Genomic DNA, 17,823 nt, shown 5'->3' with positions numbered 1-17,823 from the left:
ACTCGATCGTCGGCCTACAGGAACTTCTGGTAGAAGGGCACCAGCGCGCCCAGCGCGGTAGCGACCGGCTCGGGCTTGTCGTAGAGGTCGTAGTGCGACCACCCTTCGGCCACGACGAGTTCCTTGTTCGTCGAGCGTGCGCGGCGGATGATCTCGACACCGTCTCGGTAGGAACCGAATGCGCCGGGCTTGTCGCCGACCACAACGCACAGCGGCTGGGTCAGCAGGACCTCGGCGCGGTTGAAGGCGTCCCAGCCGACCGCGGTGGCCTGATGGGAGAACAATGCTCGGTTGAGTCCGTGCGGCTTACGTCCGCGGTCGGTGCGGTAGTACTCGGTGGCCTCGTAGACGTCGATCTCGGTGTAGCCCAGCTCTTGCGCCTTCTCCGGCGACGGCGGCAAAAGGTCGTCGACGCGCAGCTCTTCACCACGTGCCTCGGCGGTACGCTGCGCCGCGATCGCCTCCAACGATCCGATCGGATCGTATCCGCTGAACGACTCGTGCCAGAGTCGGCCGTAGTTGGCGCCGGCGACGGTCCCGACCACCTTGATCCGGCGCTCGGTCATCGCCGCGTTGATCGAGTAGCCACCGGCTCCGCAGATCCCCAGCACACCGATCCGCTCGGCGTCGACGTAGGGCAGCGTCACCAGGTAGTCGACGACGTAGCTGAAGTCCTGGACGCGCAGCGTGGGGTCCTCGATGAACCGCGGCTCACCGCCGCTGTCGCCCTGGAAGCTCGCATCGAATGCGATGACGACGAATCCCTGGTCGGCCAGGGCGGTGCCGTAGACATTTCCCGACGTCTGCTCTTTGCAGCTGCCGATGGGATGCGCGCTGATAATCGCCGGATACTTTTCATTCTCGTCGAAGTTCGGCGGGAAATAGACGTCGGCGGAAATATCCCAATACAGCGCCTTCAATTTCACGTTACGGACTTTGTCGAGTGCCATGTCTTCCTCCTGGCGGCATTATTTCGGAAAACGCGCGACTGGCGTTTCTGGTCTGCTGTTCCGACCTTGTAATCAAGGTATCCGACCAGTCGCGAAATAGGGTAGGTGCGCTCAGCACCCCCCTTCGCTGGATAGCGCTCATGCCTCGCCGGCAATTGCGTGGAGGAGAACTTCTGGAGCCTCCCACGGCACCATGTGACCACATCCGGCAACTTCGACCAACTCGACATCGGGGATGTACTGAGCGAGTCTGCGGGCGTTGGCGATCGGCACCACGCGATCGGCCAATCCGTGCACCACCGTCGTCGGCGCCGTGATCGATGCGAGTCGACTCGGATTCCACCATCCGTTGATGGCCCGAGCTTGTGAGATGGCGGCGACCGGCGTCGTGGGGTTGCTCAACACCTGAGTGCCCAGCCGCCGCAGCTCGTCTTCGGACACGGTGAAACCCGGCGCGGCGAAGGCCATCAACGCTCGGCCCACTTCGGCCGCGGGCTCGGCCGCAGGGTCTCGGCGCCGACGTCCCATCGTGATCTTCGCCGCCAGTCCGACGCCGTACTCACTGGCGACCCAGGCCGGCACGGGCGGTATCGATGCGGCCAGGACCAGCCGTTTTACCACTTCGGGGTGCCGGACTGCCAGTTCTTGGGCGATCATGCCGCCCATCGACAGGCCGAACACGACGACCGACTCCTCGCCGCACGCGCGCACCACGTCGTATGCGTCGTCGGCCATGTCCGCCAGTCGATACGGTCGCGGCGAGGACCCCGACTCCCCGGTACCGCGGTTGTCGACGCGGATCACCCGGTGCGTCCGCTCCAACTCCGTGACCCATGCCTGCGGCCAGGTGTCGCCGTCGGCGGTGAATCCGTTGAGCAACAGCACCGCGGGTCCGCTGCCACCTTCATGCCATGCCACCTGCGGTCCCGCCTGTTGGTGTGTACGGGCGCCGAGTAGCCGTCCACCGCACCGCTGGGTCCTGATTCCGGCGTCCACACCGAGCGCCAACGGCACCGAAAAGGCCGGATAGGCCCAGAGGCGCACAAGCAACGGGCTCACCGGCTGCAGTGCGCTGACTGTGACATCGGAAAGCGATTCAAGGAAAGTGGGCATAGGCCTTTTCCTAGCCTGATTTGTAACCATCTGTCAATTCTCCATGCTCACGTAGTCAGGCGATTCGACAGGTTCGAATCAATGCTTCGAAATAGGTCAGTTGACGAGATACCGGGTCGTGATTAGTCTTCTTTCGCAGAGAGCTGTGACTCAATTCACAAGCACCGGACAAATCCACCCTCCATCACGTCGGAATATTCGAGAAGGGTCGTCTCATGGGCACCACACTCAACTGGATCACCGACTCAGTCGCCGGGCAGGTACCGGTGGCGAGTCCCGAACAGCCCGCGCTGGCATTCGAGGATCAGGCACCGATCTCCTATGGAGAGCTCCGGACCGCAGAGTTCCGCTATGCGACCGCGCTGCAGAACGCCGGAGTCAACCGGGGCGACCGAGTGGCGATCCTGATGCGCAACTGCATCGAGTACGCCGAACTCTTCTTCGCGATCTCCCGCGTGGGCGCCACCGCTGTCCGGCTCAACTGGCGCCTGACCGGCGAGGAGTTGCGTTTCCTCCTCGACGACTCCGGGTCGTCGTTGCTGATCCTCGACGCCGAGTTCGCCGAGCGCATCGACACGGTGCGCGACGTGCTCCCCGCCATCCACACGTATGTGGCTCGCCCGGCCGGCGGCGACGTCCCCACCTGGGCGCAGTCGTTCGACTCCTTCGCGCAGGTCGATTCGATCGGCACATTCCCCGAGCTCGACGCCGACGATCCGGTGACCATCATGTACACGTCGGGGACGACCGGTCTGCCCAAGGGCGCGGTCTTGACGCACGGCAATCTGTTGTGGCTGGCATCCATCCAGGCGCTGATGTGGAAGCTGGACTCGACGTCGGTCGCGCAGACCTCGGGGCCGATGTTTCACGCGGCGGCGCTGGAGATCTGCGTACTGCCCGCGATGCTTATGCACGGTACCGGCATCTTCCTCGGTTCAGGAGGGTTCACCCTGGATCGGCATCTGGAGATCGGCCGCAAGCAAGGTGCGACGCTGGCCTTCGTGTACTCCCACATGCTCTACGAACTGATGCGACGCGACGACCTCAAAGAAGTGGTCGCGCCGACCCTGCATCAACTGGTGGCCGGCGGCGACACCGTCCTGCCGTGGATCTACGACGAGTTGGAGGAACGCCTCCCCGGTGTGCTGCTCGATCAGACCTACGGGCTCACCGAAGGTGGAATGGTGTGCTGCTTGCTCAAGCACTCGCACGCGCGTGGCCACGAGACCAGCGTCGGTCGCCCGAATCCGTTGGGCGAGTTGGAAATTCGGCGGCCGGACGGCGAGTTGGTCGAGATCGGCGAGGTCGGCGAGATCTTCACCCGCAATCCCGGCGTGAGCGTCGGCTACTGGAACCGTCCCGAGGCCAACGCCGAGACCTTCGTCGAAGGCTGGTGCCGCACAGGCGATCTGGGCCGCTTCGACGCCGATGGCTTCATGACGCTCGCCGGCCGGGCCAAGGACATGGTGCGCAGCGGCGGCGAGAACATCTATCCGGCGGAGATCGAGAAGGTACTCGCCGGGCACGAGTCGGTCGAGGACGTCGCCGTGGTCGGCGTGCCCGACGAGAAGTTCGTCGAGGTCGGTGCCGCGATTCTGGTGGCCTCGGGCGAGGCGTCGATCGACGTCGAAGCGATTCGCCGCTACCTCGCCGACCGGCTCGCGAAGTTCAAAATCCCCAAGTACTTCGTCATCGTCCCGGAACTGCCCCGCAACGCATCCGGCAAAGTCCTCAAACATGTTCTCCGAGCGGAGTATTCGGTGCTCGGCAGCGACAGCACCAAGCGGTAGCAGTGAGACCCCCCAATCCGATCGCCGCGGCACTGGGCGCGGTCCCCACCTCGACCGACGAGGCAGCCCAGCTGATCGCCCATGTCGGCGACACGGGACGCAACGTCTACGAGTACCTCAGGTTCGGCGGACTGGCGATCGACGAGGTCTACTCGCCGTACTCGGTCGTGGTCGAAGGCACCGGCTACTCGTTGCGGCGCTACTTCCCCGACGACGTCACTGCGGGACCGATGCCGCCCCTGGTCTTCGTGCCGCCGCTGATGATTCTGGCAGACGTGTACGACGCCTCCCCGCGAACCGGGCCGGTTCGAGCGGTCCACGAACACGGCATCGATGTGTGGGTGGTCGACTTCGGGCGGCCCGAAGACATCGAGGGCGGACTCAAACGCAATGTCGCCGACTATGTCTCGGCCGTGAGCGAGGTCGTCGATCACGTCCGCGAGATCACCGGCAAAGACGTCGTGCTCAGCGGTTACTCACAGGGCGGGCTCTTCAGCTATCTCGCGGCCGCGCTGCGGCACTCCGACGGTGTCGACTCGGTCGTCAGCTACGGCTCGTCGGTGGTCTGGGAGCCGGACACTCCGATGTCGATCCCGATGTCGACGAAGACCTACTCGACGGTCGCTCGAGGGATCCGGCAGAGCGGGGTGTTCCAGCGGCTGTTCCTCCCCAAGGACGTCGCCCGGACGCTCACCAAGCTGACCGATCCGGTGAAGAACGCCCAGTTCAACTACCAATACGTCAAGCAACTCGACGATCGCGAGAAGTTGCTGCCCAACGAACAGCAGCGCCAATTCCTGGACAGCAAGGGGTGGACGTCCTACCCGGGTCCCGCCCTGGAAGACCTGATGGACTGGGTGGCCAATCGCCGACTGCTCGTCGGCGGCATCGTGATCGGCGATCGCGTCGTCACGCTCGCCGACATGACCAATCCCGTCCTGGTCGCCACCGGCGACGCCGACTCGCTGGGCAACCCTGCGACGATCCGTGCGGTCGCCGACGCCGCCCCGTTCGCCGATGTCTACGAACTCGCGCTGAGCACCGGCCACTTCGGCATCATCGCCAGTTCGGGCGCCAAACGGAACACCTGGCCCCGCGTCGCGGAGTGGTTGGCCTGGCGAGGTGGCGCCGCTCCCTCGCCCGGTGCGGTCGTGCCGGTCGATCAGACGACGTCGCTCGGCGAATGGCGCCCCGGGCCGATCCTCAATCGGATCACCGGCGTCGTCGATACCGCAGTATCGGTGGTCACGACCGCCGCCGGCGTCGTCGACGACGCCGTAGGCGTCTTACGCACAACCGCCCGCGACGCCGCGCATCAGGTGGGCCTGGCCGACCGGCTGTCCTTCGCGCTCGGCTCCGACGCCGTCTCCGCGGCCGGTCTGCTCGCCGCGGCCGGCACACAGCATCCATTCGTGCCGGCGATCTTCGTCGACGGGGTCGTCGTCAGCAATCGCGAGTTCGACGATTCGATCAACGAGTCGGTGGCACGGCTGTGCGCGGTCGGTATCCGGCGCGACGACCATGTCGGACTCCTCACGTCCACGCACCTGTCCGGACTCACGATCCTGTTCGCGCTCAATAGAATCGGCGCCGTCGCAGTGATGCTGCGCGACGACTGCGACTTGTCCGAGCAGCTGGCGGCAGGCGATGTGCAGTGGGTCCTGGCCGATGACGAGAATACCGGGCATCGTGCCGAGGCCGAAACAATCCCGTGGTTCTGCACCGACCCGTCAGGGTCCGTGTCGAGCACCGATGTCCGCGCACTGCCCGACGTCGACGTCAGACGAGCCGCACTGCCCCAGTGGTACGAGCCCGGCCCCGCGCGAACCGGTCAATCGGCATTCATCTTCTTCGATCTCGTCGGCGAGAGTCGCACGCCGATCGCGCGTGGAATCAGCAATGAGCGCTGGCTGACGGCAGCGCAGGGTGCGCCCGTCACACGCGACGACACCGTGTACCTTCGGTCCCCGTTGCACCATCGCGTGACGCAGCTGCTCGCGCTCGGCGGCGCGGTGGCCAGAGGCGCGCGTATCGCATTGTCGACTGCTGCCGATGCCGATCAGTTCTGGCGGGAGATCCGCCGGTACGGTGCGACGCACGTGTCGTACGCGGGTGCCGATCTGCGCGATATCGTCGACGCACCACCGCATCCCTTGGAACGTCGCCATCCGGTGCGCGCGCTTGTCGGTGCCGACATGCCGTCGAACCTGTCGCGTCGTGCACGAGACCGATTCCGAATTTCCGTCGTCGACGACGTGTATCTGGGGCCGGAAGCCGAACTGGTACTGATCGGCACTACCGGACCGGACGCGGTACGTAAGCGTGCGCCCGGCACGCCGTCGTTCGCGATCGCGAAGTACGACGTGCGCGCGCAACGGCTGCGCTTCGACCGCACCGGTTCCGGTCGCCGATGCACGGCTGGTGAGACGGGAATGCTGTTGTCGGACAGCATTTCTCATCGCGACTCCGACCGCAGCGTGCACGGCATATTCACACCGACCGACGACTGGCACGTCGTCGGTGTGCTCGCCCGGACAAGTCACGACGGAGTTGTGATCGTGGGCGACGCCGCCGATCAGGTGGTGACCGCCGACGGCGATATCGCACCGTCGACCGTCCGCGCCGCGTTGGAGGAGATTCCCGCTGTCGATCTCGTGATCGTCGACGGAGCGCCGCGCATCAGTGCCACCCTCACCCTGCGTCCCGGCGTCGACGGGCTGCGTGGCTGGGACTTGACGTCGGCGCTGAGCCGGCTCAGCGTGCACGCCTGGCCCGCGATGGTGACAATCGTCGACGACATCGCGCTCGACTCGCACGGTCGTACGAGTCCCGCGTCGTCTTCCACTGTCCTGGCCACGTGGGTGCTCGACGCCAATCGGGCTGAATACCGACCGAATTCGACGAAACCGGTCGAGGCACCGCCGTCGAACGTCTGAAAGACAACTGCCCTCCGCTCGTTGAGGCTGGTTTCACCGGTCCGGGCACTCCATCTGCTGGTTGAGCCGCGAGGAGCGCTAGCGACGAGCGTGTCGAAACCTCTGTACCACAATGCATTTGACGGTGGCACACGTGTCGAACTGTGATGGGAATCGAACATCGAGGCGTGGGCACCCGCGCTTCGGCCCGGCTCAACCGGCAGATGGTGGTTGCCTTGTGTTCAATCGGCACCCGCTCCCCCACCGATGGTTGAGCGAGAACTTCCCCACCGACGGTTGAGCGAGCGCAGCGAGTCGAAACCCCCGTGAGGTGGATTTCGACTCGCTGCGCTCGCTCAATCAACATGGGAACAGCGCTCGTGCCGAGGTGGAACGGGCGCAGATCTCCGCCCTACCGCGGCAAACCGACCGACTTCAACTCGGTGAACGGGTCGAAGCCCTCGGGTCCGAGCTCCCGGCCGATGCCGCTGGTCTTGAATCCGCCGACCGGCGCCGCAAGCCCGACCGGATTGCCGTTGATTTCGACCGTGCCGGTCCTGATCCGGTCGGCGAGTGCGACCGCGTGATCGACGTCGGCGGAGAAGATCGCCCCGTTCAATCCGTACTGGGAGTCGTTGGCGATGGCGATCGCGTCGTCTTCGTCGTCGTACTCCAGCACCGACAATACCGGGCCGAAGATCTCCTCCTGTGCGATCTGCATGTCGCGCTGAACTCCCGTGAACAGCGTCGGCTCGACGAACCAGCCCCGATTCAGCGCACCGGGCCGACCGCCGCCAAGGGCGGCACGCGCGCCTTCCGCGAGACCGGCCGCCAGGTATCCCTCCACTCGATCGCGGTGACGCGCGGTCACCAGCGGTCCGAATTCGGTTGTGGGATCGAATGGATCACCGACTGGCAGCGGCGCGACGGCGGCTGCCAGTCCGTCGACCAGATCCTTCGCCAAGCCCCGTGGGACGACGACGCGGGTCTTCGCGCTGCAGACCTGACCGGTATTGCGGTAGCCGGCGTTGACCAGGTAGCGCACGGCGGCGTCGACGTCGGCGTCGTCGAGGATGATCGCGGCGGACTTGCCGCCGAGCTCGAGCGTGCACCTGCGCACGAGCTCACCGCACAGTGCACCGACGCGGCGGCCCGCGCCGGTGGATCCGGTGAACGACACCTTGTCGATCGCGGGGTGCGTGACCAGGTATTCACTGACATCGCGATGCGCGGTGACGACGTTCAGCACGCCGTTGGGAAGACCCGCTTGCTGCGCGAGGTCAGCAAACAGGTACGCGTCGAGGGGTGTTTCCGGAGACGGCTTCAGTACCACTGTGCATCCGGTGATGAGCGCGGGCGCGAGCTTCATCATGGTGATCAGGTGCGGTGCGTTCCACGGCACGATGGCGGCCACCACGCCGACGGCCTCGCGGGTGACGCGGGCCCGGCCGGTCGGAGCGTCGCGCACGACGTCGAATGGATAGTCGCCGGCCATGTCGATGGCCGATGCGAGAATGGCGCGCGGGCGCTGTGCCTGGATTCCGATGGATTGTGTTATGGGGCAACCCATTTCGGAGGTCACCAATTCGGCCATTGTCTGTTCATTCGCTTCGAGCAGGTCGACGAGGCGCCGCAGGATCGCCAACCGTTCCGTCAGCGGCATCCGCGGCCATGGTCCGGTGTCGAAGGCTCGTCGCGCGGCCTGCGCCGCCGCGTCGATGTCGGCACGCGTTCCGACCGCCACGTGCGCGATCGGTTCCTCGGTGTACGGCGAGATGACCGCGACCGTCTCACTGGTCGACGGCGCGGTCCATTCGCCGTCGATGAACAGCTTCGAGTAGTTTCCTTGCCACATGTGCTTCTCCCTTTGGTTGGTCAGTGAACGGTCAGCCCGCCGGTGGGGCTCAGCGCCGCGCCGGTGAGAAAGCGGGACTCGTCGGAGGCGAGGAAGGCAACGACGTCGCCGATGTCGCCCGGCGCCGCGACCCCGAGTGGACTGCGTTGCACGATGCGTTCGTATTGTTTGCGGTGCTGGGGCGAGACGTCTGTCTCGCCGTCGAAGACCGCGGCCCACGACGGTGAGTCCCGCACGACGGTGACACACACGCAGTTGACTCTGACCCCTTCGCGCGCAAGCTCTTTCGACAACACTTTGCTCGTCATCACCAGTCCGCCGGCGAATGCCGACATGGCGGTCTGGCCCGGTGTCGGTTCGCGGCCGCCTTCGGAAGTCACGAACACCACGCTGCCGCCGTGTTCTACGAGGTGGGGCACCGCGGCCTGCACGATGTTCAGCTTCGCCGACAGCGCTTCACCGACGAAGGCCGTCGCGCGCGCGAGGTCGATTCCGGCGAACGGTCCACGCACTCGCGGATCGCGGGCTTCATCGTCGTTACCGCCCGCGTTGGGCACGACGATGTCGACTCGGCCCAGCAGCTGGACGGTTCGAGCCACCACCGCAGTCATCCCATCTCGGTCACGGACATCACCGGGCACGAATATCCCAGTGCCCCCGACGCTTTCGATTTCGTCGAGGACGGCGGCGGCCTTCTGCTCGTTGCGGCCGTTCACTGCGACGGCGGCCCCGCGCGCGGCGAGGGCCAGGGCGATTCCGCGCCCGATCCCGCCCGTCGCTCCGGTGACGATCGCCACCTTTCCGTTGAGTCGCTTGGTTCCGAATATGTTGTCCGACATCATGATTCCTCTTGGTCATCCGCAACGATGGCGACCCCGCGGTTCACCAGTTCGGTGATCTCGTCCGCGGTGTATCCGGCTTCGGTGAGCAATTCCACCGACTGCTCGCCGAGCCGTGGCGTGTGTCGTCGGAGCGCCGGTTCGGTGCGGCTGAACCGCTGCGGGATGCCGATGGTGCGGATCAGGCCTTCGGTCGGATGTTGCTCCTGCGCGAAGAAGTCGACGGCCGCCATGTGTGGATCGGTGACAAGCGTTGCGGGCGTGTTCATTTCAATCGCGGGAATGTCGGCGTCGACGAGGAGCTTCATCCATTCCGCAGCTGGTTTGGTCTCGAACGTCCTGCCGAGGAAGTCGTACAGGTCGCTTTGATTCTCAATCCGCGCGTGAACGTCGGCGTAGCGCGGGTCGGTGATCATCTCCGGGTGACCGGACACCTCGAAGAACGCATGCCAGTGTTTGTCGATGTACATGTTGACCGCCACGTAGCCGTCGTCGCTCGTCCGGTACGGTCGGCGGCCCGAATCCAGCGACCGGGCGTATCCCCAATCGCCGAGCTGAGGTTCGAAACTCAACCCGCCGAGGTGATCGCCCATGACCAGTTGGGCGAAGGTCTCATACATCGGCACCTGCACTTCCTGGCCGACGCCGCTGCGGTCGCGTTCGACGAGAGCCGCCAGCACCGCCATGGCGGCGGCCAGCCCGACGACCCGATCGGCGATGGGGGTGGCCACATTCTGCGGTGGCCCCGACCGTCGACTCTGCAGCACCGTCATTCCGGTGGCAGCCTGAATGAGATCGTCGTAGGCCGGGCGATCCGCGTACGGGCCATCCTGCCCGAATCCGTATGCGCCGCAATAGATGATGCGCGGGTTGAGCTCAGCGACGTCGGCGTAAGACAGGCCGAGGCGGGCCATAGCCTTCGGGCGTGAACTGTGCATCACCACGTCGGCCGACTCGATCATCCTGCGCACCGCCGCCTGACCGTCGGGGTGTTTGAGATCCAGCGCGATGCTCCGCTTGTTCCGGTTGAGATGCAGGAAGTTCGAACTCATCCCCCGGTGGCGATAGGGCCCGACGGTGCGGATGGCGTCGCCACCCGGCGCCTCGACCTTCCACACATCGGCGCCCATATCTGCCAGCTGAAGCGACGCGAATGGTCCCATCACGTTCGACGTCAGGTCGATGACCCGGATGCCGTCAAGTGGTCCAGCCATGGCTCCTCCTCAGCTCGGCGTCTCAGTGCTCGTGTACGACGATGCCGCGAATGTTCTTGCCCGACAGCAGGTCGTCGTAGCCCTCGTTGATCTGATCCAGGGTGTAGCGGCGGGTGATCAGTTCGTCGAGTTTGACGTCACCGGTCCGGTAGAGGTCGAGGATCCGCGGAATGTCGGTCGTCGGGTTGCAATGACCGAACGTCGTACCTTTGACGGTCTTGTTGAAGAAGGTGAGTTCCGAGCCCGCAAGACTGACGGTCTTTCGGCTGAAGGGTCCACCCACACCGGTCACGACCAGGGTGCCTGCCTTGCCGATCGCTGCGAAGCCCTCGGACACCAGCTGCTCGTCGACGATCCCGGCCGTCAGGATCGCCTTCTGGGCGCCGTTGCCGTTGGTGCGGCTGCGCGCCAGTTCGGCGGCTTCTTCCATCGTGGCGAACGCGTGGGTCGCGCCCAGCTCGAGTGCCGCGGCGCGCTTGTTCTCGAGCGGATCGACGGCGATCAACGTCTGTGCGCCGGCCAGCCGAGCTCCCTGAACAGCGTTGATGCCGATGCCACCGACACCGGCGACGATCACGGTCTCCCCCGGCTGCACATTCGCCGCGTTGACCGCCGATCCCCAGCCGGTCGGTACGCCGCAGCCGACCAGCACCGCTTTGTCAAGCGGGAGATCGTCGGCGACCTTCACCACCGAATTCTGGTGGATGGTGGCGTATTGGCTGAAGGTGCCGAGCATGCACATCGCACCGTAGTCGCCGCGCGGGCCGGTGAACGCGAAGCGTCCGCCGGCCAGGTCGCCCGCGCCGGCGTTGGGGCCCGGCAGGCTGCCTTCCAGGATGCCCGCGCCCCAGTCGCAGATGCCCTGTTGTCCGGTCGCGCACCAGTGGCAGGTGCCACAGCTAGGGATGAACGAACAGACGACGTGATCGCCCGGCTTGACCCGGGTGACGCCTGGCGCGACTTCCTCGATGACACCGGCACCTTCGTGGCCCATCACCATCGGGAGCCGAGCGTCGAGGTCGCCGTGGGCGATGTGCACGTCGGAGTGACACAGTCCGGCGTAGAGGTACCGGATCAGCACCTCTCCCTCGCGGGGACCGTCGAGTTCCAATTCGACGATCTCCATGGGTTTGCCGGGCTCGTATACGACAGCGGCTTTGGTCTTCACGTTGTGCTCCTAGTTTTTGGTAGTCGACGGGAGGTTTGGGTCAGAGTTTGAGGAAGACGGACTTCTCTTCGGTGTAGTGCTGGTACCAGTTGGCGCCGAACTCGCGTCCGAGGCCGGATTCCTTGTAGCCACCGAACGGCATCGTCGGATCGAGTTCGAGGAAGGTGTTGATCCACACCGTCCCGGCCTTGATCTGCCGCGCGACCTGGTGGGCCCGACTGACATCGCGTGTCCACACCGCCGCTGCGAGACCGTAGGTGGTGTCGTTGCCCTGCAACACCGCGTCGTACTCGTCGGTGAACGGGATCACCGAGACCACCGGCCCGAAGATCTCCTCCTGAGCGATCCGCATCGAGTTGTCGACGCCATCGAAGATGGTCGGTTGCACGAAGTAGCCCTTGCCGTCGATCGCATTTCCGCCGCTTGCCGCGACCGCGCCCTCAGATTTGCCGAGGTCCAGGTAGCCGGTCACGCGTTCGTACTGCTCCCGCGACGCCAAGGGTCCCATCGTGGTCTCCGGGTCGAGCGGATCACCCACTTTGATACCCGCGGCGTAGGCCGACAGGTTCTCCACGAACTCGTCTTTGATGTCGCGTTGTACGAACAACCGGGTACCCGCGACACACACCTGACCGCTGATCGTGGCGAACCCGGCCAACGAATTGGCAAGGGCGCCTTCCATATCCGCGTCGGGGAACACGATATTGGGTGACTTGCCACCCAATTCCAACGTGACTCGCTTGAGGTTGCCGGTCGAGGCCCGCAGAATCGTGCGGCCCGTCTGTACCGAACCGGTGAAGGTGATCTTGTCGATCTGCGGGTGTTCGGCGATCGCCGAACCGGCTCCGGGACCGAAACCGGTCAGGATGTTCAGCACTCCGGCCGGCAGTCCCGCCTCAATCGCCAACTCCCCCAACCGCAGAGCCGTCAGCGGCGTCTGCTCGGCCGGCTTGAGGATCATCGTGTTCCCCGCCGCCAGAATGGGAGCGATCTTCCATACGGCCGCGGTGATCGGGGCGTTCCACGGAATGATCGCGCCGACGACGCCGATCGGCTCTCGTAGCACGTAGTTGAAGTTGGTCGGCGCCGACGGGCTGGTCTGTCCGAAGATCTGCTGCGCAGCACCGGCGAAGTAGTACATGCTCTCCACCGCGACCCCGATGAACGCCTGAGCAGTCGCGAAAGTCATTCCGTTGTCGAGGGATTCGAGCTCGGCGAGTTCGTCGGTGTTCTCCTCGATCAGCGCGGCGAATGCGCGCAGGAGCCGCGCGCGTTGCGCCGGCCCCATCTTCGACCACGGCCCCTCGGTGAACGCGGCACCCGCGGCCTTGACCGCGGCGTCGACGTCAGCGGCGGCTGCCTCGGCGGCCACCGCGAGAACCTGCTCGGTAGCGGGATTGACGGTGTCGAACGTCTTGCCTGATTGGGCCGGCACCCACTCATTGTTGATCAGCAACGACGGCTTGCGACCGTCGAGCCACGCGGCGACCTTCGGATTGCGGGCCTGACCGAGTTGGACGGTGGATGTGGAAGTCATCGACTCTCCTCGTGGAATTGAATTGGTGCCGCGGACGATGTGTGCCGGACCGGTCGCCGCCGCGGCGTGCGTCGGTCCCGGAGTTCGTTGGTTCTGGAGTTCGTTGGTTCTGGAGTTCGTTGGTTCTGGAGTCTGTTGGCCTGGGAGGTGTTCTGCGCCACTGTGATTCGACTTACGACGCTTCTGCGCCGAGGCGAATGGCCAGGGCCGCCGCCTGCGTCAGTCGAAGATCACGACGCCGCGAATGTTGCGGCCCGCCTTCATGTCGTCGAAGCCCTCGTTGATCCCGTCCAGCGTGTAGCGGGTGGTGATCAGCTCGTCGAGGTGCAGCCGTCCCTGCTGGTACATCGCGAGCTGTGCCGGAATGTCGGTGGTCGGCGAGCTGGCGCCGAACAGGGCGCCCTGCAGTCGCTTCTGAGCGAGTATCAGGTGGTGCAGGTCGATGTCGCCCTCCTTGACGTGGCTGTGACCGATACCCGCCGCCACGCACGTTCCGCCCTTTCGGATGGCGTCGAGACCCTGTCCGATGTGCTTGCCCGTCGTGACACCGACAGTGACAATTGCGGAGTCCGCACCCTGACCGTTGGTGATCGACCGCGCGAACTCCGCAGCGGAGTCGATGCTGTCGAAGGCGTGGGTGGCACCTAATTTCAGCGCCCACTCTCGTTTGAACTCGACCGGATCGACGGCGATCACCGCGGCCGCGCCCGCGTGCGCAGCTCCCTGTACGGCGTTGATTCCGATGCCACCGATACCCATCACGATCACGACCTCGTCGGGGCGCACCGCAGCCGCGTTGACCGCCGATCCCCATCCGGTGCCGACCCCGCAGCCGGTCAGGCACGCGACGTCGAGCGGAATAGATTTGTCGATCTTGATCGCCGAGATCGCTGAAACGGTAACGCGTTCGGCGAATGTTCCGAGGCTCGCGAGCGCTCCGACCGGCTCACCGTCCAGCGAGAGTCGATAGGTACCCGGCTCTTCGAAACGGGAACCGGTCGACAGGAAGGCACCCAAATCGCACAAATTCTGCATGCCCTTCGCGCACCATTTGCATCTGCCGCAGACCGGGAGGAAGGAAAACACGACGTGGTCGCCGACCTCGAAGCCGTATGTTTCCGGGCCGACCGCTTCGACGACGCCGGCACCCTCGTGACCCATCACGATGGGAACGATCCCTGGCGTCTGGTCTCCGGTCGCGAAGTGGTCGTCGGAGTGGCAGAGGCCCGCTGCAGCCATCTTCACGCGAATCTCACCCCGACGCAGGTCAGCCATCTCGAGTTCGACGATCTCCAGCCGTCCCGGTGACGACTTCAGTACCGCAGCCCTGGTGGTTGTCATTTCTGTCCTCCTCGTCGAGCGACCCGCGGCCACCTGGCACGCGCACCGCGCTGTGCGTTCGTGACCTAAGTCACCCAATAACCAGACACTAGGCGGCCTGGTCGGTCGAGCCAAGTGACGATTTGCGAATCGCGTCTTCGACGGCCACGAACCGATTTCCCGACGGTGGATCCTTTACCACAGTCGAATCCATGGTTGCTCTTTTTCCAATTGCTTTCCATTTCGCTCGGGCGATATTCTTTTGCTAAAGACCATGCGTACACATCGTCGTATCGGTCGGTTACAACTACGACGGCCCCGTGCCAGTCCGCTCAAATCGGTGACATGACACGGCCTTAAGGAGCCACGATGTCACTACCGTCGATCCTGGATCATGCGCTGCGTGAAATGCGCCCCAAACCACCGCTCAAGGACCCCGCGCGACTCTTGCGGGTCGCTGTCGGAATGACGGTGGCGACGATTGTCGGATATCTCACTGGAACGATAGGTGGATTGGCCCTGGTATGCGTCGGAGCATTCCTCGCCGGTATCGCGGCGGTCATGCCGCATAACCGGCCGCGATTATCCGCAGTGTCGTTGACGACGCTCGGAGAAATTGCAGCGCTATTTCTGGGTGTGGTCGTCCACGGGATCTGGTGGGTGATCCTGCCCGTCCTATTCATCGGATTGTTGGCCGGCGGACTGCTGCGGTCGGTGACTGTCGGGCTGAGCATGCGGGTGATCGTTGTGACGATCATCTTCCTCGCATTCGCGGAGATAACGACTTCGTGGCATACGGGACTGACGGAGCTGGGCCTGTTTGCGGCGGGCGGACTGATCATGATGGTCGCGCAATTCCTGCCGCCGATCGAACCCGCGTATGCGACGCAGCGGGTGGCAGTAGCCGACCTGTATCGGGCGTTGGCCACCGACGGTCCATACGGCCCGGCGATCCTCACCGCGGATCGCAGTCTCGCGCTGGTGAGCCACCGGCGAAGCCACGAAGTGGGGCGGCTGACCGAACTGGTCGAGGTCGCCGAGGAGATCGGTCAGCTCCTGCAGGCCATGCACAATCGCCACGACGCCGCGGACCGGCCGACACTGGACGCCATCAGCGGGCGATGCCGTGCGATCGCGGTCGGAGTGCAGCGCGGGCGACTCGTAAATGCCGAGCAGATCGTGCTCGACGAGCAGACCGATGCGGATCGGCTGTCGAACGCACTCGTCCGGGCCGTCAACACCGCGAGCAGCATTGCCTCGACAGAACTTCCCGCCGACGTCGAGGCATCGACCGCCAGTCGGCATCGGCCGCCGTCGGCGCTGGATCTGGTTCGCGCGGAGCTGCGATTGTCGTCCCCGATGATGCAGCACGGTCTCCGCTTGGCGTGTGCCGGAGTCGTAGCTCAGTTGATCGGCCTGGCCATCGGTCAGGCGACACCTGCCGATCTGGTCCTGCGCGGCCACGGTTTCTGGGTGGTCGTCGCGGTGGTGCTGATCCTGTTTCCCGACTACGGCGAGACGATGTCGCGCGGTATCAGTCGAACCATCGGAACGGTGTTCGGCGTGGGCCTCGGCATCGCACTGTCGTTTCTCCCCAGCACACTGGCCGTCCATGCGCTGGTTCTCACTGTGCTGTACTTCGGCTATCTGGCGTTCCGCAGTTGCGGACAGGCGTACACGATGTTCTGGGTGGTTGCATGGATTGCTGCCCTGACCGTAGGTCCCGCCGGTGCGATCACCCGTGGCGTGGAAACGCTCGCCGGCTGTGTTCTCGCATTCGTCGTCTATCTGATCGCCCCGACGTGGCATGGTTCCCGATTGTCGAGCCTGCTCACCGCGCTGTTGCGGGCCGAGTCCGAACGGCTGCGGGCGATCGCCGATCTGTCCGAGCAGCCCAACGACGCCGCGGCCGACGCGGAAGTGGTTCACGCGACCGCGCGATCACGGATCGCCCGAATGGAGTTCACCGAAGCGGTGCACCGTGCCTCCGCCGAACCGCGCCGCGTCGCTAGCGGCGGATGGTCGGCGGACAAGATCGCCGCGCTGACGCCCGCTGTCGCGAATATCTCCCGGCAGACTTCGGTCATGGCAGCATTCGCCACCGGACCGGATGCGGATCGCCGCGAGAAGGTACGCCTCGAGTCCGAGGAATTCGCCGGTCGCCTGCAGGCCATCGCCGAGTCGATCCAGAATGAGACAACCGCGCCCACCTTCGAGCCGTGGCATCCCCACGCCGGAGCTACGTCGAATCTGGTGATCGCGGTAGAGTCTGCCGGCGAGTCGACTGCCGAACTGGCCACCCTGGTCGGTGGCTTGGATCGCCACTGACTCGTCCTCGACTGCGTTGAATACCCCGGCCCGAAGCCGGGGTATTCAACAGACCTGTCAACCGGGAGAAAGACCACCCCGGCTGAGAATCCCAAATCCGCTAAGCCCGTCGACTGCTTTTACGTCTATCCGACTGCGACATCTGACCCCACCATCAACGCTCCGCTGCATTCGACGCCTGATATCAACACGGTGACGATGATGCAGGCGGCGCGTTTCGCGCCGGCGTGCCGAATCTTCGCGCCGCTGTATCGACAAGTCACCCTGCCGGGCGTCTATCCGGTCATGTACGGGTGGCGGTACCCGACCGATGTGGCCTACGCCAGCGTGGAAGCTGCCTGGAAAGAGTACCTGGCGACGAGTAACCACGGACGCGGCATCGTGTTCATCGGTCATTCTCAGGGAACGCTGATGCTGCGACGGCTGATCCGCGAGCAGATTGACCCTAACCCAACCCTGCGTGCGCGAATGGTCGGCGCCGTGCTCCTCGGGGGCAACGTGATGACCGAGCGCGGTCGCACGCACGGCGGTGACTTCCGCAATATTCCGATCTGTACTCGACGCGGTCAAGCGGGCTGTGTCGTCGCCTATTCGACGAACACAAACGTGCCGGGAAACCAGACGCACCTGCTTGATTTCCAATTCGGCCTCGACCGCCTGGTCAGCATCGTCGAACAGCAGACCGAGTCGTGGACATCGACGCACTAGTGTCGACGACGCATCTCGCTACGACTGCCGGACCCCGGTGCCATCGAACAGGCGCCACCGGCGGCACGAGGAGTGCGTTGCGCTAG

Annotated in this window: 12 protein-coding genes; 4 read left to right on the top strand and 8 right to left on the bottom strand. The window is 64.9% G+C overall.

Features of this window, described 5'->3' with window-relative positions:
* Window positions 1-14 precede the first annotated feature (14 nt).
* The gene (locus HH308_RS18590) at window positions 15-950 is read right to left on the bottom strand and encodes an alpha/beta hydrolase (RefSeq protein ID WP_170195735.1); all 936 of its coding nucleotides are present in this window, start codon (window positions 948-950) and stop codon (window positions 15-17) included.
* Window positions 951-1,088: 138 nt separating this feature from the next.
* Window positions 1,089-2,063 (bottom strand): alpha/beta fold hydrolase, encoded by a 975-nt coding sequence (locus tag HH308_RS18585; protein WP_170195734.1) that lies wholly within the window; start codon window positions 2,061-2,063, stop codon window positions 1,089-1,091.
* 215 nt (window positions 2,064-2,278) lie between these two features.
* Here HH308_RS18585 and HH308_RS18580 point away from each other — a divergent pair, with 215 nt between their 5' ends.
* Both HH308_RS18580 and HH308_RS18575 read left to right on the top strand, forming a co-directional pair.
* A complete protein-coding gene (locus tag HH308_RS18580) occupies window positions 2,279-3,853 on the top strand; it encodes a class I adenylate-forming enzyme family protein (protein WP_170195733.1) in 1,575 nt (524 codons plus the stop codon).
* A 2-nt stretch (window positions 3,854-3,855) separates the two neighbouring features.
* Complete coding sequence (locus HH308_RS18575) at window positions 3,856-6,789, top strand: AMP-binding protein (RefSeq protein WP_170195732.1); 2,934 nt, start codon at window positions 3,856-3,858, stop codon at window positions 6,787-6,789.
* A 391-nt stretch (window positions 6,790-7,180) separates the two neighbouring features.
* Here the strand turns inward: HH308_RS18575 and HH308_RS18570 are convergent, their stop codons facing one another.
* The 6 genes from HH308_RS18570 to HH308_RS18545 all read right to left on the bottom strand — a co-directional run bounded on the left by HH308_RS18570 (window position 7,181) and on the right by HH308_RS18545 (window position 14,722).
* Window positions 7,181-8,623: an aldehyde dehydrogenase gene (locus tag HH308_RS18570; RefSeq protein WP_170195731.1), complete on the bottom strand. Its 1,443-nt coding sequence runs from the start codon at window positions 8,621-8,623 to the stop codon at window positions 7,181-7,183.
* Between the two features lie 20 nt (window positions 8,624-8,643).
* Window positions 8,644-9,462 carry an SDR family NAD(P)-dependent oxidoreductase gene (locus HH308_RS18565; protein ID WP_170195730.1) on the bottom strand — a complete coding sequence of 273 codons (819 nt, stop codon included), beginning with the start codon at window positions 9,460-9,462 and terminating at the stop codon, window positions 8,644-8,646.
* A complete protein-coding gene (locus HH308_RS18560) occupies window positions 9,462-10,676 on the bottom strand; it encodes a CaiB/BaiF CoA transferase family protein (protein WP_170195729.1) in 1,215 nt (404 codons plus the stop codon). The genes HH308_RS18565 and HH308_RS18560 overlap by 1 nt, the downstream gene beginning before the upstream one ends.
* Window positions 10,677-10,698: 22 nt before the next feature.
* Window positions 10,699-11,844 (bottom strand): NDMA-dependent alcohol dehydrogenase, encoded by a 1,146-nt coding sequence (locus tag HH308_RS18555; RefSeq protein ID WP_170195728.1) that lies wholly within the window; start codon window positions 11,842-11,844, stop codon window positions 10,699-10,701.
* 40 nt (window positions 11,845-11,884) lie between these two features.
* Window positions 11,885-13,381, bottom strand: a complete 1,497-nt coding sequence (locus HH308_RS18550) for an aldehyde dehydrogenase family protein (protein WP_170195727.1) — start codon at window positions 13,379-13,381, stop codon at window positions 11,885-11,887.
* A 219-nt stretch (window positions 13,382-13,600) separates the two neighbouring features.
* Window positions 13,601-14,722 carry an NDMA-dependent alcohol dehydrogenase gene (locus HH308_RS18545; RefSeq protein ID WP_170195726.1) on the bottom strand — a complete coding sequence of 374 codons (1,122 nt, stop codon included), beginning with the start codon at window positions 14,720-14,722 and terminating at the stop codon, window positions 13,601-13,603.
* Window positions 14,723-15,070: 348 nt separating this feature from the next.
* Between HH308_RS18545 and HH308_RS18540 the strand changes: the two genes are divergently transcribed.
* Window positions 15,071-17,029 carry an FUSC family protein gene (locus HH308_RS18540; RefSeq protein WP_170195725.1) on the top strand — a complete coding sequence of 653 codons (1,959 nt, stop codon included), beginning with the start codon at window positions 15,071-15,073 and terminating at the stop codon, window positions 17,027-17,029.
* 54 nt (window positions 17,030-17,083) lie between these two features.
* On the top strand, window positions 17,084-17,737 hold the full coding sequence (locus HH308_RS18535) for a DUF3089 domain-containing protein (protein WP_170195813.1): 654 nt from the start codon (window positions 17,084-17,086) through the stop codon (window positions 17,735-17,737).
* Window positions 17,738-17,823: the final 86 nt, after the last annotated feature.

Origin of the sequence: Gordonia asplenii, from assembly GCF_012933505.1 — a bacterium.
Lineage (GTDB): Bacteria > Actinomycetota > Actinomycetes > Mycobacteriales > Mycobacteriaceae > Gordonia > Gordonia asplenii.
This window is presented reverse-complemented; position numbering and strand designations above follow the sequence as displayed.

Bases quoted from the DNA above. Each gene is read 5' to 3' on its own strand.
- HH308_RS18580 (WP_170195733.1), top strand. From the start codon at position 2,279: ATGGGCACCACACTCAACTGGATCACCGACTCAGTCGCCGGGCAGGTA.
- HH308_RS18590 (WP_170195735.1), bottom strand. From the start codon at position 950: ATGGCACTCGACAAAGTCCGTAACGTGAAATTGAAGGCGCTGTATTGG.
- HH308_RS18565 (WP_170195730.1), bottom strand. From the start codon at position 9,462: ATGTCGGACAACATATTCGGAACCAAGCGACTCAACGGAAAGGTGGCG.
- HH308_RS18560 (WP_170195729.1), bottom strand. From the start codon at position 10,676: ATGGCTGGACCACTTGACGGCATCCGGGTCATCGACCTGACGTCGAAC.
- HH308_RS18585 (WP_170195734.1), bottom strand. From the start codon at position 2,063: ATGCCCACTTTCCTTGAATCGCTTTCCGATGTCACAGTCAGCGCACTG.
- HH308_RS18550 (WP_170195727.1), bottom strand. From the start codon at position 13,381: ATGACTTCCACATCCACCGTCCAACTCGGTCAGGCCCGCAATCCGAAG.
- HH308_RS18545 (WP_170195726.1), bottom strand. From the start codon at position 14,722: ATGACAACCACCAGGGCTGCGGTACTGAAGTCGTCACCGGGACGGCTG.
- HH308_RS18540 (WP_170195725.1), top strand. From the start codon at position 15,071: ATGTCACTACCGTCGATCCTGGATCATGCGCTGCGTGAAATGCGCCCC.
- HH308_RS18570 (WP_170195731.1), bottom strand. From the start codon at position 8,623: ATGTGGCAAGGAAACTACTCGAAGCTGTTCATCGACGGCGAATGGACC.